Source organism: Thermus antranikianii DSM 12462 (genome assembly GCF_000423905.1).
GTDB classification, from domain to species: domain Bacteria; phylum Deinococcota; class Deinococci; order Deinococcales; family Thermaceae; genus Thermus; species Thermus antranikianii.
In genome coordinates this window covers 14,551-28,192 of sequence record NZ_AUIW01000011.1, presented here as the reverse complement: position 1 = coordinate 28,192, position 13,642 = coordinate 14,551, and the positions used below count along the sequence as shown (strand labels likewise).

Here is a 13,642-nt window from a genome sequence, read left to right as displayed (position 1 = left end):
TCTAAAGGCTCATCTTTTTTGTGCCAAGGCGCGGGGCGTCAATCGCCAGCCAAGACCCTTTCTGCCCAGGCCACGGCCTGCTCGGCTAGAAGAAGAGCCTCTTTCCAGTCCTCTTCCGTGGCCTCAGGGAGGTCCCCTGGGTAGCGGCCCGCCACGGCGAAGGGGTTAAGCCGGGCCAGGGCTTCTAGCTCCACGGGCACGGGGAGATGGGGACGGATCAGCTCCAAAAGCCGTGCCAGGTCGTGGGTTTTGGGAAAAGGGATGCCAAGGGCGATGAGGAGGGCTTTGAGGGCCTTTTCCGCAGCTTGCTGGGCGTCAAAGCAAGGGTCTTCCCAGGCCACCTCCGGGCTGGTCCGCCCGAGGCGGGCCCTGGCCAGGTTGCTCTTGGCCCGGGTAAGCCAGGTCCAGGGGTCCGAGGCCTCACGCGGCATAGAGCACCCGGCCCTCCTTTAGCGCCTCCGGGTAGATGGTCATCCAGGCGTCCCGGTACCTGGCCAGATCCTCCTCAGTGGCCAAGACCAGGTCCAGGCTGAAGCCTTTTTGGGCCTTGCTGGCGGCCAGGTACAGGTCTTTCCACACCCGCATGGTCTTATACTCTGGGGGCACCACGATGAGGAGGTCGTAGTCGCTTTCCGGGTGGGCCTCTCCCCGGGCCCGGCTGCCGAAGAGGATGATCTTCTGGGCCGGGACGGTTTTGAGGATGGCCTCGAGGACCGGGGCCAGCTCCGGGTACTCCACCTTTTCAGTCTACAAAGAGGAGGCGGAAGTCGTTGAGGTTGGTGCCGGTAGGCCCGGTTTTTAGGAGGGTTCCCGCCTGTTCAAAGAAGCCGTAGCTGTCGTTGGCTTCCAAGAAGGGCCTTGGGTCCAGCCCCAGGTTCCAGACCTCCGGGGTGAGGAGGGCTCCCGCCGCTTCTGAGGGTCCATCCAGCCCGTCGGAATCCGCGGCCAAGGCGTAAAGGGGGGTTTGGAGGTGGGCGTAGAGGGCGAGGAGGAACTCCAGGTTCCGGCCCCCCCTACCCTTCCCCCTCACCTGTACCTGGGCTTCCCCCCCGGAGAGGAGGAAAAGGGGCTTTTTGAAGGGAAGGCCATGGGCGCGGAGGGTTTCCACCAGCTCCGCATGGAAGCGGGCCAGGGCCCGGGCCTCGCCGCCGAAGCGGTCCGAGAGGATCACCGCCCGGTAGCCTTGCCGCCTTAAGAACCCTTGGGCGGCCTTTAGGAGGTCCAGGTTGCGCCCGACGATCCGGTAGGACAGCCGTTTTAGGGCGGGGTCTTGGGGCTTCAGGGTTTCGGGGAACCGGCCCCTTAGTCCTTCTTCCAACACCCGCCTGGCTTCGGGAAAGGCCAGGCCATACCGGTCCAGGACGGCCAGGGCCTCGAGGTAGGTGCTGGAATCGGGATGGAAGGGTCCCGAGGCGATAACCCCGGGGTCATCGCCTGGCACGTCGGAGAGGAGAAGCACGTGAAGCCGGGCTTGGGTGGCCTTTAGAAGCCTTCCCCCCTTCACCTGGGAGAGATGCTTGCGCACGGCGTTGATTTCCCTAATGCTGGCCCCGCTTTTCAGGAGGGCCTCCGTGAGGGCCCGCTTCGCCTCCAAGGAGATCCCCAGGGGCAGGCACCAAAGGGCGCTTCCCCCGCCCGAAACCAGGGCTAAAACCCGCGCCTTGGGGGAAAGCCCCTTGAGGAGTTCCAGGACCTCCTGGGCCGCCCTTAGGCTTTCCCCATCGGGCAAGGGATGGCCGGCGAAGACCGCTCGTAGCCCCAAGGCATCCTGCCCCTTGGGCAGGGTGAGGTGGTAGGGTACCTCCCCATAGCGATCCAAGGCCGCCTTTAGCATCCAAGAGGCTCCCTTGCCCACTGCCAGGATCAGGTGGGGCCTGGCCTTGGGAAGGGCCCTAAGGGTGAGGCGGTAGGGGTGGGCTTCCTCGAGGGCCTGGCGGAAGGTGGCTTCTAGGAGAGGGCTCATCCTTGGACGAGGGGAGGTTTCCCCTCATAAAGCATCTCCAGAAGCTCCGCCGTGTGCAGGATGGGGATGCTCTTGTCCAAATAGGCCTGGATCTGGGTGAGGCAGCCGATGTTGCCCGTGACCACCAGTTCGGGCTGGGTGGCCTGAAGGTTTTCCGCCTTTCTCCTGCCCAAAACCTCGGCGATCTCGGGCTGGAAGAGGTTGTAGGTGCCGGCGCTGCCGCAGCAGATCTCCCACTCCTTGGGCTCCAGCACCTCCACCCCAGAGGCCTTAAGGATCCTCCTTGGGGCCTCCCGCACCCCCTGGGCGTGGGCCAGGTGGCAGGCGTCGTGGTAGGCCACCCTGAGGGGCCTTGGGGGCGGGGGAGGGGGGATGAAGCCCAGCTCGTCCAGGATGACGGTGAGGTCCTTCACCTTGGCGGCCAGGGCCCTGGCCTCCTCCTCCTCGGGTTCCCCCAGGAAGAGAAGGGGGTATTCCCTCATCCCCGAGCCGCAACCGGCGGCGTTGGTGACCACGTAGTCCACCTCCCGGAAAACCCTCAGGTTGGTGCGGGCCAAGGCCCTGGCCCCCTCCTTGTCCCCGGCGTGGAGGTTTAGGGCCCCGCAACAGACCTGTTCCTTGGCGGCTATCACCTCCACCCCGTTTTCCTGGAGGACCCGGATGGTGGCCCGGTTGATGGAGGGCCTCAGGACCTGCTGGGCGCAGCCCAGGAGGATGCCCACCCTGGCCCGCCTTGGGCCCTTGGCGGGGTAGACCTCCTGGTAGGATTCCCTGTCCGGTAGGCGGTCCGGGAGCAGGGCGATGGGAGCCTTAAGGGCCTTGGGCAGGGGGAGGGGCTTGAGGAGGGGTTTTAGCCGGCTTCCCAGCTCGGCCAGGGGCCGAAAGCGCTCAGGGTAGGGGAGGATGCGGAGGAGGGACCGGCGAAAGACCTGTTCCAGGGGGTAGCGGTGGCGCTTGCTCTCGGTGTGCAGGCGGAAGGTGGCGATGAGCTCGCCGTAGGGGACGCCGCTTGGGCAGGCGGTAACGCAGGCTTGGCAGGCCAGGCAACGATCCAGATAGGGAAGGGCTTCCTCCAGGGAGAGGTTCCCCTCGAGGACCTCCTTCATCAGGAAGATCCGACCCCGGGGGGAGTCCATCTCCTCCTGCAGGACCAGGTAGGTGGGGCAGGTGGGAAGGCAGAAGCCGCAATGGACGCAGGCCTCGATGGCGTGGGCCATCACCTCCCCTTCCCTGCCCAGGGTTTCCACGGGTATGCGGTGCTGCATGCTCTCACCCTAAGGGAAAACGGCCCCTGGGGTCCAGGGCCAGCTTAAGCTTGCGGAAAAAGGCCTCGGGCGGGTGGGGGAAGAGGGCATCCTCGGCGCCCTTTAGGACCAGGTGGGGAATCCCTGCCTGCCTAAGGGATGCCAGTCCCTTGGCCTCCATCCCGGCGTAGAGGAGTTCCCCTCCTGCCAGGTACCGCCTGGGCCCTAGGGGCAGGTCTTCCAGCTTGGGCACCCAGGCGGGGGTGGAGGGAACCTTGACCCAGATGGGGGCCTCCTCCAGGAAGCGGAGGTTCCGCACCCCTTCCCAGTGGGTTTCGTCCTCCGCCAGCACCTCGCCTTCCTTTTGCAGGATTTCCTGTAGTCGTTTTAGTCTTTTCCCCAGGCTTTCGGGGAACCCCCCTAGCCGAATCTCCAGGGTGGCGGGGGGAATGAGGTCCAGGGCCAGAAGATCCAGGGGAAGCACCCGGAGGCGTTCCATAGCGGCAAGGGCCTCCGCTAGGCTCCCATAGGTGAGCCGTAGGGTCTGGGTGGCCCTGGGGGAGGGGAAGACCTTGAAGGAAAGCTCCACCATGACCCCGAAGGCTCCCAGGGAACCTACCATGAGGCGGTGGAAAGGGAAGCCAGCGGCATTTTTCACCACCTTGCCTCCGCCCCGCACCACCCTTCCTTCCCCGTCCACGAAGCGCACTCCCAGGATGAAGTCCCTCAGGCCCCCAAACCGTTCCCGCATGGGGCCGGAAAGCCCTGCTGCCACCGTACCCCCAAGGGTGGCCCCCTGCTCCACCAGGGGTGGGTGGAAGGGCAGGTACTGGCCGTGGGCCCGTAGGGTTTCCTCTATCTCCTTAAGGGGTGTGCCGGCATAGGCGGTGAAGACGAACTCCTCAGGGGCATACTCCAGGATGCCCCTGAGGCCCGAAAGATCCAGGAGGGTCTCCCCGTCCTTGGGGGTGGAGAGGGCTGGCTTGCTCCCACCCCCCTTGGGGCGCAGGCGGGGATAGGTGCGCACGGCTTCCTGTACTTCTTCCAGAGAGTTGGCACGGACCTCAGGCATACACCTCTCCTAGATGCGGGCCTTGCCCGTGGCCGGGTAGCACCTTGCCCCGGTTGGCGAGGCCTTGGGGGTCCAGGGCCTCCTTGACCCGTTCCATGGCCAGGAGGTCTTCCGGGGCGAACATCTTTGGCATGTACTCCTTCTTCTCCACCCCGATGCCGTGTTCCCCGGTCAAGGACCCTCCTAGGCGCACGCAAAGCTTGAGGATTTCTCCCGCCAGCTCCTCGGCCCGCTCCAGCTCCCCAGGTTTTTTGCCGTCGTAGAGGACCAGGGGGTGAAGGTTTCCGTCCCCGGCGTGGAAGACGTTGGCCACCCTAAGGCCGTATTCCTGGGAAAGCCTTTCGATCTCCTTCAGGGCTTCCCCCAGGCGGCTTCGGGGCACTACCCCGTCCTGGACGATGTAATCGGGGGAAAGCCTTCCCACGGCGCTGAAGGCAGCCTTGCGCCCCTTCCAGATGGCCTGGCGCTCCGCCTCGCTTTGGGCGACGCGCACCTCCAAGGCCCCGCTTTCTTTAATCACCTGGGCCAGGAGTTTGGCTTCCTCCTCCACCTCCTCCTTGGGGCCTTCCAGCTCCACGATGAGGAGGGCCTCCACCCGGGGATAGCCGGCCTTCACCGCTGCCTCGGCGGCCTCTATGGCCAAGCGGTCCATGATCTCCATGGCCCCGGGGAGGAGCCCGCTTCGGATCACCTGGCTCACGGCGTTGCCGGCGGCCTCGAGGCTCCCGTAGGCGGCCAGCAGGGTGTGGTAGGCCTCGGGCTTGGGAAGAAGCCTCAGGGTGATCTCCAGGGCTACTCCCAAAAGCCCCTCGGTGCCCACGAAAAAGCCGTGGAGGTCGGGACCTACGGTCTCAAGGCCTTCCCCGCCCAGGCGCACCACCTCCCCTTGGGGGGTGACCACCTCGAGGGCCAGCACGTGGCCCGCCGTCATCCCGTACTTCAGGCAGTGGGCCCCGCCGGAGTTGAAGGCCACGTTCCCACCGATGGTGGAGATGGGCTGGCTGGAGGGATCGGGGGCGTAATAGAGGCCAAAAGGAGCTGCCTGCCGGGAAACCTCCAGGTTCACCACTCCGGGCTCCACCACCGCGATCCGGGCCTTGGGGTCCAGGCGTAGGATGCGGTTCATGCGGTTGAGGGCGATGACCAGGCCCCCCTCCACGGGCAAGGAGCCTCCCGAGAGGCTGGTGCCGCTTCCCCGGGCCACAAAGGGCACCCCGTGGCGGTAGCAGAGGCGCACCGCTTCCACCACCTCTTCCTTCCGCTCGGGAAGCACCACGGCCAGGGGACGCCTGCGGTAGGCGGTGAGGGCGTCGGACTCGTAAGGGACAAGCTCCGCCTCCTTGGTCAGCAGCCTCCCCGGGGGAAAGAGGGCCCTAAGCTCTTCCAGGAACCCCATTGCCACCTCCTATCCCACCTTACCGGAAGGGGCGGATGGCCTGCCCCACCCCTTCCTAGCCCGGATCCTTTTGGTCTCAGTCCAGGTAATCGTAGGCCACCAGGGTCAGAAACTCGATGAACTCCTCCGAGAGGACCAGCTTGTCCAGGATCTCCTCGGCCTCCTTATAGCGGCCAACCTCCCGTCCTCCCAGCTTGGCGAGCTCCTCTTCCTTGATCTTTTGGTAAAGCTCAGGGGTGACCGTACGGCCGTCCTCCAAGGTGGCCTGCCGGTGCACCCATTGCCAGAGCTGTGCCCTGCTGATCTCGGCGGTGGCGGCGTCCTCCATGAGGTTGAAGATGGCGGCCGCCCCGTTGCCGAGGAGCCACTGGTTCAGGTACTGGAGGGCCACGGAGATGTTGTTGCGAAGGCCTGCCTCCGTCACCTTGCCCCCCGGGACCTCAAAGTTCAGAAGATCCTCCGCCCTCACCTGGACGTCCTCCCGCTTCACGTGCTTCTGGTGGGGCCTATCCCCCAGATACCGGTCGAAGACCTCCTGGGCCACGGGCACCAGGTCGGGGTGGGCCACCCAGGTGCCGTCAAATCCCTGGGAGGCTTCCCGCTCCTTGTCGGCCCGCACCTGCTGGAAGGCCCTTTCGTTCACCTGGGGGTCCTTGCGGCTGGGGATGAAGGCAGCCATGCCCCCGATGGCATGGGCCCCATGGATATGGCAGGACTTCACCAGAAGCTCGGTGTAGGCCTTCATGAAGGGCACGGTCATGGTGACCTGGGCCCGGTCGGGGAAGATGGGGGCGGTGGTGGCGAACTTCTTGATGCAGCTGAAGATGTAGTCCCAGCGGCCGGCGTTAAGCCCAGCGGCGTGCTCTTTAAGCTCGTAGAGGATCTCCTCCATTTCGAAGGCCGCCAGGATGGTTTCGATGAGCACCGTGGCCCGGATGGTGCCCCGAGGGATGCCCAGGTAGTCCTGGGCGAAGTTGAAGACCTGGTTCCAAAGCCGGGCCTCGAGGTGGCTTTCCAGCTTGGGCAGGTAGAAGTAGGGGCCGCTTCCTCGCCTTAGGAGCTCGTGGGCGTTGTGGAAGAAGTAAAGGCCAAAGTCAAAGAGGCTTGCAGAGATGGGCTCCCCGTCCACCCGCACGTGCTTTTCCACCAGGTGCCAGCCTCGGGGCCGGACCACCAGGGTGGCCACCTTTTCCTTCAGCTTGTACTCCTTCCCCTCGGGGCTTACAAAGTCAATCTGGCGGCGGACGGCGTCATAGAGGTTCTTTTGCCCCTGGATCACGTTGTCCCACGTGGGGGAGAGGGCGTCTTCGAAATCCGCCATGAAGACCTTGGCCCCGGAGTTCAGGGCGTTGATGATCATCTTGCGGTCCACAGGACCGGTGATCTCCACCCGGCGGTCCAAAAGATCCGGTGGGGCTTCTGCCACCTGCCAGGACCCGCCCCGCACGAAGGCGGTTTCCTCGAGAAAGTCCGGTTTTTCCCCGGCCTTGTACCTTTCCCAGAGGGTTTTCCTGCGCTCCAAAAGCGCCTTGCGCACGGGGTTGAACTCCCGGTGCAGGGCCACCACGAACCTCAAGGCCTCTTCCGTGAGCACCTCCTTGAGGAGGGGGTGATCTTTGAGGATCTCCACGCCCTTCATGGTGGTTTGAGCCTAAGGGAAGGGGCCGGAATTTGTCAAGAAGCAAAACAATTTTTTGCTCCTTGAAAAACCATCCGGTAGGTGCTAGCATGGGGCCTATGCCACGGCCTAGGAGGAAAGGAGCCGAGGAAGTGAAAACCTTGGAGCGAGGCTTGAGCGTGCTTCAGGCCCTGGCGGAGCTTAAGGAGGCCGGGCTTTCCCCTCTGGCAGAGCGGACGGGGCTTACCAAGAGCACCCTTTACCGCCTCCTCCAGACCCTGGTCCGCCACGGCTTCGTGGAGGAGGAAAGGGGTGTTTACCGGGTGGGTCCCAAGGCTTTTGTCGTGGGGCAGGTCTATCCCAGGCAGAACCTGCTTCTTGCGGTGCGCCCGGAGATGGAGGCCCTGGCAGCGGAAACGGGGGAGAGCGTGAACCTGGCGGTGCCAGCGGGGAGAGAGGCCCTCTATTTGGACCAGGCGGAGGGAGCCAGATTGGTTCGGCTCTTCACTGCTCCAGGCTCCCGGGCTCCCCTGCACGCCACGGGGGTGGGGAAGGTTCTTCTCGCCTTCCGGGGCATTCCCGAGGGGCTTTCCCTGGTGCCCTATACTCCCTTTACCCTGACCCGCCTCGAGGACCTGAAGCGGGAGCTGGAAACCGTGCGCCGGAAGGGCTACGCCCTGGACAACGAGGAAAGGGAGCTGGGGGTGCGCTGTGTGGCCGCTCCCGTTTTTGGCCCCGGGGGGGAGGTGGTGGCCGCCCTGTCCCTCTCCGCCCCCGCCAGCCGCCTCTCCCTGGAGGAGGCCCACCGCCTGGCCCCACGGGTGGTGGAGGCGGCCAGGAAAGCTTCCTTGCGCCTAGGTTTTGTGCCCGCTTTATAATAGCATTGGTTAGGAGGGTTTAGCGGAGGGAGCTAAAGGCCATGGACAAGGACCGTCCCGTGTACGTGATCTCGGTGGCGGCGGAGCTGTTGGAGATGCACCCGCAGACCCTGAGGCTTTACGAGCGGAAGGGTTTGATCAAGCCGAAGCGGTCTGGGGGGAAGACCCGGCTTTACTCGGAGCGGGACATTGAGAAGCTCCGGGAGATCCGCCGCCTGACGCAGGAGCTTGGGGTGAACCTGGCGGGGGTGGAGGAGATCATGCGGCTTCGGGCGGAGCTGGAGGCCCTGCAGGCCCGCTTTGAGGCCGAGGTGGCCCGGCTGAAGCTCCTCCTCCTGGAGGAGGGCAAATCCCTCCCCCAAGAGATTCCCCAAGAGAGTAGCATGGGGGCGTGAATGCGCTAGAGCCCCTTTTGGAGTTCCTGTCCATCCCCTCCGTATCCACCGACCCAGCCCACAAGGAGGACGTTCGTAAGGCGGCCCTCTGGCTTGCGGAGAGGCTTAGGGAGAGGGGTTTTCGCACGGAGCTCCACGAGACCCCGCTACATCCCATCCTCTACGCGGAGCGCCTCCTGGATCCCAAGGCCCCCACGGTCCTGGTCTACGGGCACTACGACGTCCAGCCCCCGGATCCCTTGGAGCTTTGGGAAAACCCCCCCTTCGTTCCCACGGTGCGGGAGGGACGGGTCTACGCCCGGGGAGCCTCCGACGACAAGGGGCAGCTTTGGGCCCATGTGGCGGCCCTCGAGGGCCTGCCCGCCCGGGTGAACGTGAAGTTCTTGGTGGAGGGGGAAGAGGAGATCGGAAGCCCGAGCCTTCTGCCCTTCGTGCGGGAGCACCGGGAGAAGCTCCAAGCCGACGTGGTTCTCATCTCCGATGGAGCCATGTTCGCCCCCTTCACCCCCACCCTCACCTATGGCCTAAGGGGCCTGGCCTATTTGGAGGTGCGCCTGAAGGGGGCCCGGCGGGACCTCCACTCCGGAAGCTTTGGCGGCGTGGCTCCGAACCCCATCCAGGCCATGGGGTGGATTCTCTCCAAGCTAAAGGACGAGAAAACTGGGAAGATCCTGGTTCCCGGCCTTTACGACCGGGTGCGGCCGGTTTCGGAGGAGGAGAAAAGGCTCTGGCCCTCCTTGGACGAGGAGGCCTTGAGGCGGGAGCTCGGGGTGGAGGTGCTGCCCGGGGAGGAGGGCTATAGCCCCTTGGAGAGGCTTTGGACCCGGCCCACCCTGGATCCGAACGGCATCTGGGGAGGGTACCAGGGGGAGGGCTCTAAGACGGTGATCCCCGCCGAGGCGGGCTTCAAGGTTTCCTTGCGCCTGGTGCCGGACCAGGACCCCGAGGAGGTGGCCAGCCAGGTGGAGGCCTACCTGCGGGAAATCTGCCCGCCCGGCTACACCATGGAGATCCTCCGCCTCCACGGGGGTAGGCCGGTCCTCACCGATCCCTTCAGCCCCCCCATGCGCCTCATGGCCAGGGCCCTGGAGGAGGTTTGGGGCAGGCCCCCCGTGTACACCCGGGAGGGAGGGACCATCCCGGTGGTGGCGGAGCTCCAGGATGCCCTTCATGCGCCCGTGGTTCTCTTGGGCCTAGGGCTTCCCGACGACAACCTCCACGCTCCCAACGAGAAGTTTGACCTGGTCAACCTGGAAAAGGGCATTGCAGTTCTGAAGCGATTCTATGAGCTCCTGGCCCGAGGGGATTAAGGGGCGTGGGGAGCCTTTGGGAGCGGTATCAACTCCCCCTCTATCTGGGGGCTGCCCTCTTGGGAGGGGCCTTGGGGTCCTTGGGGTGTGCTAGGGAAGCCCTCCGTACGGGGGCTTTGGGAAGGGTTAAGCTGGTTCCATGCTGGGGGCCATAGCGGGGGACATCATCGGCTCGGTGTACGAGCAAAAGCCCATCAAGACCAAAGACTTCCCTCTCTTTCAGCCGGGAAGCCGCTACACCGACGACACGGTGCTCACCGTGGCCATTGCCCAGGCTATCCTGAGGAAAACCCCATATGGGGAGGAGATGCGGCGCTGGGGCCGCCGCTATCCCCATGCGGGGTATGGCCCAGGTTTCCGGGCCTGGCTTTTTTCCCACGACCCCAGGCCTTACGGTAGCTTCGGCAACGGTTCGGCCATGCGGGTGAGCCCTGTGGGCTTCGCCTTCCAGACCGAGGAGGAGGTCCTGAGGGAGGCGAGGGCCACGGCTGAGGTTACCCACAACCATCCGGAGGGCATCAAGGGAGCCCAGGCCGTGGCCCTGGCCGTTTTCCTGGCCCGTACCGGCTGGGAAAAGGAGGCCATCCGCTTGCGCATCCAGTCCCTCTTTGGGTATGACCTGAGCCTCCCCCTCGAGGAGATCCGCCCCGCCTACGCCTTCGACGGGACCTGCCAGGGCACGGTTCCCCAGGCCATCCGCGCCTTTTTGGAATCCACCTCCTATGAGGACGCCATCCGGAATGCGGTTTCCCTTGGAGGGGATAGCGACACCCTGGCCAGCATTGCTGGGGGCATTGCGGAGGCCTACTATGGGGGCGTGCCGGAGTTGATCCGGGATAAGGTCAAGAGGGTGCTGCCCCCGGATCTGTGGGCGGTGGTGGAAGAGTTTTACCAGAGGTTCGGCATGCTGCTTTAGCTCCCCCTACGCCTGGAGGGGCCCGCTTGGTCAGTCCCGGGGGGCTACCTTGGTCAGTCCTGGAGGGGCTACCTTGAAGATCAAGGCCTCCCCCACCCGGCCCGTGAGGATGGGGACCACGGCGCTTTTGGCCACCTGGGCGCAGAAGGGCACATCGGCCTCGAGGCCCACGCCCTTCAGGGCGGTGGCGGCGGCGGAGAGGGAGAGGGCTTCCAAGGGGTCCTGGTAGTTTCGCTTCACCGCCAAAGCAATCCTGGCCCCGTCCTCGGGCTCCACCTCCCCCAGAAGGCCCAGGTACTCCGCCAGGACCCCGGCGGTGTAGAGGTCGTCCAGGCCCACCCGCCCCTCCTTGCCGGCGGCCAGAATGGCCACCTCCTCCGTGGCCAGTTCCCGGGCCAGGCGGGCTGCGGCGTGGGCGTTAAAGAGGGAGGCCAGGAGCACGTGCTTGGCGGTCCGGGCGGCCACGTGGGCGGCCTTGGTGCCGTTGGTGGTGCTCATCACCACGGTCTTGCCTCCCACGGGGGCTTCGAGGGCCTCCCGGGGGGAGTTCCCCAGGTCAAACCCCGGGGGCTTTAACCCCCCCACCTCTCCCGCCAGGAGCACGTCCCGGTCCTTGAAGGCCCGGGCGGCCTCGAGGCTTGGGACCCAGTACAGGGCCTCTGCCCCCGCCTCCAGGAAGGCGACCGCGGTGGTGGTGGAGCGGATCACGTCCACCACCAGCACCACATCGGGGTAGACCAGCTCCTCCGTGGGGAGAACATCCACCTTCAAGCGCATGGAAGGTCCTCCGACTCGGTTTCTTCAGACCAGACCAAAGGCCACCTCCTCCAAAAGCCCGGGGTCCACCACCTCCACCACCCCTGAGGAAAGCCGCAGGATGCCTTGGTCTTTGAGCTCGTGGAGGACCCGGGTGGTGGTTTCCCGGCTCACCCCGGCCAGGGCGGCCAGGTCCTGGTGGCGGAGCTGAAAATGAGGTCCGTGCCCCTGACGAAGGAGCTTAAAGAGGGCATAGGCTACCCGGCTTCTCGCCTCCTCAAAGGCCAGAAGGTCCAGCTCCAGGTTGAGTTCCCGCAGGCGGTGGGCCAGGATGCGGGCTAAGTTGTGGGCGAAGAGGGGTAGGCGGCGGATGAGCCCGAGGTAGGCTTCCCGATAGAGGGCGAGAAGAAGGGTTTCCTCCTCCGCCAGGGCGCTAGCGCTCCGTTCCCCCCCGTCCAAAAGGCTCATCTCCCCGAAGACCTCCCCGGGCCCCAGGAACCCCAGGATCTTCTCCTGGCCCCCCAGGTGGGTGCGGTAGAGGCGCACCCGACCCTCCTCCACCAGGTAAAGGGCCTGGCCCAGATCCCCTTGGTGAAAGATGGGTTTACCCTTGGGGTAGGTCAGGGGTTGGAAGTAGGAGCGGGCCAGGCGGACTTCCTCCGGACCCATATCCTGGAAAAGGGGGGACGCGGGCATCGGCCTTACTCTAACCGAGGCTTCATCTTTTGCCTAGAGGATGAGAGGGTGAACCCGGTCTTGGAGGCCATAGACCTGGGATTCTCCTACGGGAACGGCTATCTTTTCCGGGGGGTTTCCTTAAGGCTCTGCCCTGGGGAGGCCCTGGCCATCCTGGGGCCCTCGGGAAGCGGTAAGACCACCCTCCTCCACCTCCTGGCAGGCCTTCTCTCCTTGCAGGAGGGCGAGGTGTACTGGGAGGGAACCCCCATCCGGGGCCTTCCCGAGGGGGTTTTGGCCAGGAGGCGGCTCCGCTTTATGGGCCTTGTTTTCCAGCACCACTTTCTTTTCCCGGAGCTCACCGCCTTGGAAAACGTCCTGGCCCCCGGCTACCTGGCGGGCCGGGTGGACCGGGCCTTTGCCCTCTGGCTCCTTTCCCGGCTGGGCCTTAGGGAAAGGGCGGACTTCCTGCCCCAGAGGCTTTCGGGTGGGGAGCGGCAGCGGGTGGCGGTGGCCCGGGCCTTGTACCTCCGGCCCAGGCTGCTTTTGGCCGATGAGCCCACGGCCAGCCTGGACCGCACCCAGGCCAGGGAGGTGCTCAGGCTCATGCGGGAGTTGGCCAGGGAGGTGGGGGCGGCTCTTCTCTTCTCCACCCACGACGAGGCCTTGGTGGAAGGGCTTCCCGCCTTGCGGCTTTAAAATGGGGCGGTATGAGTCCCATTCACGTGCGGGGCAGGAAGGGGGAGGTGGCGGAGAGGGTGCTCCTGCCGGGGGATCCGGGCCGGGCGGAGTGGATCGCCACCACCTTCCTCGAGGAACCCAGGCTCTACACCTCCTACCGGGGCCTCCTGGGCTTCACCGGCCGGTACCGGGGGGTGCCGGTTTCCGTGCAGACCACGGGCATGGGGGCCCCTTCGGCCAGCATCGTGGCCGAGGAGCTGGTGAGCCTGGGGGCCAGGGTGCTTCTCCGGGTGGGCACCTGTGGGGCGGTGGACGAGGGCCTCTCCCCCGGGGATCTGGTGATCGTCCAGGGGGCGGTACCCTTGGATGGGGCCACCCGGCAGTACCTGGAAGGCCGCCCCTATGCTCCTGTGCCCGACGCCGAGCTCTTCCGTGCCCTCTGGAACCAGGCGGAGCAAAGAGGCTACCCCCACCATGTGGGCCTGGTGGCCACCGAGGATGCCTTCTACGCCACCACCCCCGAGGGAGCGAAGGCCTGGGCCCAGTTTGGTGTGCTCGCCTTTGAGATGGAGGCCAGCGCCCTCTTCCTCCTGGGTAAGATGCGAAGGGTACGGGCCGGGGCCATCCTCACGGTTTCCAACCGCATCGGTGACCCGGAGCTGGCTCCCCCTGAGGTCTTGCAAGAGGGCATAAGGCGTATGGTGGAGGTGGCCCTCGAGGCCCTTTTGGAGGTGTAGC

Annotated in this window: 14 protein-coding genes and 1 pseudogene; 6 read left to right on the top strand and 9 right to left on the bottom strand. The window is 65.4% G+C overall.

The features are described from left to right. Positions 1–38: 38 nt before the first annotated feature. The 7 genes from G584_RS0108175 to aceB form a co-directional block, all read right to left on the bottom strand. Positions 39–431 carry a HEPN domain-containing protein gene (locus tag G584_RS0108175; RefSeq protein ID WP_028494193.1) on the bottom strand — a complete coding sequence of 131 codons (393 nt, stop codon included), beginning with the start codon at positions 429–431 and terminating at the stop codon, positions 39–41. Then, complete coding sequence (locus tag G584_RS0108170; protein WP_015716451.1) at positions 421–738, bottom strand: nucleotidyltransferase domain-containing protein; 318 nt, start codon at positions 736–738, stop codon at positions 421–423. Before G584_RS0108170 ends, G584_RS0108175 begins: the two co-directional genes overlap by 11 nt. A 4-nt stretch (positions 739–742) precedes the next feature. Then, positions 743–1,963, bottom strand: a complete 1,221-nt coding sequence (locus tag G584_RS0108165) for a glycerate kinase type-2 family protein (RefSeq protein WP_028494192.1) — start codon at positions 1,961–1,963, stop codon at positions 743–745. Continuing rightward, positions 1,960–3,228 (bottom strand): glycolate oxidase subunit GlcF, encoded by a 1,269-nt coding sequence (gene glcF, locus G584_RS0108160; RefSeq protein WP_028494191.1) that lies wholly within the window; start codon positions 3,226–3,228, stop codon positions 1,960–1,962. Before glcF ends, G584_RS0108165 begins: the two co-directional genes overlap by 4 nt. Before the next feature lie 4 nt (positions 3,229–3,232). Continuing rightward, positions 3,233–4,279 carry an FAD-binding protein gene (locus G584_RS0108155; RefSeq protein WP_028494190.1) on the bottom strand — a complete coding sequence of 349 codons (1,047 nt, stop codon included), beginning with the start codon at positions 4,277–4,279 and terminating at the stop codon, positions 3,233–3,235. Then, a complete protein-coding gene (locus tag G584_RS0108150) occupies positions 4,272–5,675 on the bottom strand; it encodes an FAD-linked oxidase C-terminal domain-containing protein (RefSeq protein WP_028494189.1) in 1,404 nt (467 codons plus the stop codon). Before G584_RS0108150 ends, G584_RS0108155 begins: the two co-directional genes overlap by 8 nt. 76 nt (positions 5,676–5,751) lie before the next feature. Further along, positions 5,752–7,314: a malate synthase A gene (aceB, locus tag G584_RS0108145; protein WP_028494188.1), complete on the bottom strand. Its 1,563-nt coding sequence runs from the start codon at positions 7,312–7,314 to the stop codon at positions 5,752–5,754. A 98-nt stretch (positions 7,315–7,412) separates the two neighbouring features. Between aceB and G584_RS0108140 the strand changes: the two genes are divergently transcribed. From G584_RS0108140 to G584_RS0108120, 4 genes and pseudogenes are all read left to right on the top strand, one after another. Continuing rightward, entirely contained in the window at positions 7,413–8,171 is a 759-nt protein-coding gene (locus G584_RS0108140; RefSeq protein WP_028494187.1) for an IclR family transcriptional regulator, read from the top strand. A gap of 35 nt (positions 8,172–8,206) precedes the next feature. Continuing rightward, positions 8,207–8,566: pseudogene (locus tag G584_RS0108135) on the top strand (heat shock protein transcriptional repressor HspR); the annotation flags it as partial. Then, positions 8,563–9,876, top strand: coding sequence for a dipeptidase (locus G584_RS0108130; protein ID WP_028494185.1), 1,314 nt, complete (start codon positions 8,563–8,565; stop codon positions 9,874–9,876). The pseudogene G584_RS0108135 and the gene G584_RS0108130, both read left to right, overlap by 4 nt. 139 nt (positions 9,877–10,015) lie before the next feature. Continuing rightward, complete coding sequence (locus G584_RS0108120; protein ID WP_028494184.1) at positions 10,016–10,792, top strand: ADP-ribosylglycohydrolase family protein; 777 nt, start codon at positions 10,016–10,018, stop codon at positions 10,790–10,792. A 30-nt stretch (positions 10,793–10,822) separates the two neighbouring features. Here the strand turns inward: G584_RS0108120 and G584_RS0108115 are convergent, their stop codons facing one another. Continuing rightward, a complete protein-coding gene (locus tag G584_RS0108115) occupies positions 10,823–11,569 on the bottom strand; it encodes a 2-phosphosulfolactate phosphatase (RefSeq protein WP_028494183.1) in 747 nt (248 codons plus the stop codon). A 24-nt stretch (positions 11,570–11,593) separates the two neighbouring features. Further along, positions 11,594–12,244, bottom strand: a complete 651-nt coding sequence (locus G584_RS0108110) for a Crp/Fnr family transcriptional regulator (RefSeq protein ID WP_028494182.1) — start codon at positions 12,242–12,244, stop codon at positions 11,594–11,596. 48 nt (positions 12,245–12,292) lie between these two features. Between G584_RS0108110 and G584_RS0108105 the strand changes: the two genes are divergently transcribed. Next, the gene (locus G584_RS0108105; RefSeq protein ID WP_028494181.1) at positions 12,293–12,922 is read left to right on the top strand and encodes an ABC transporter ATP-binding protein; all 630 of its coding nucleotides are present in this window, start codon (positions 12,293–12,295) and stop codon (positions 12,920–12,922) included. Positions 12,923–12,933: 11 nt separating this feature from the next. Then, a complete protein-coding gene (locus G584_RS0108100) occupies positions 12,934–13,641 on the top strand; it encodes a phosphorylase family protein (protein WP_028494180.1) in 708 nt (235 codons plus the stop codon). Position 13,642: the final 1 nt, after the last annotated feature.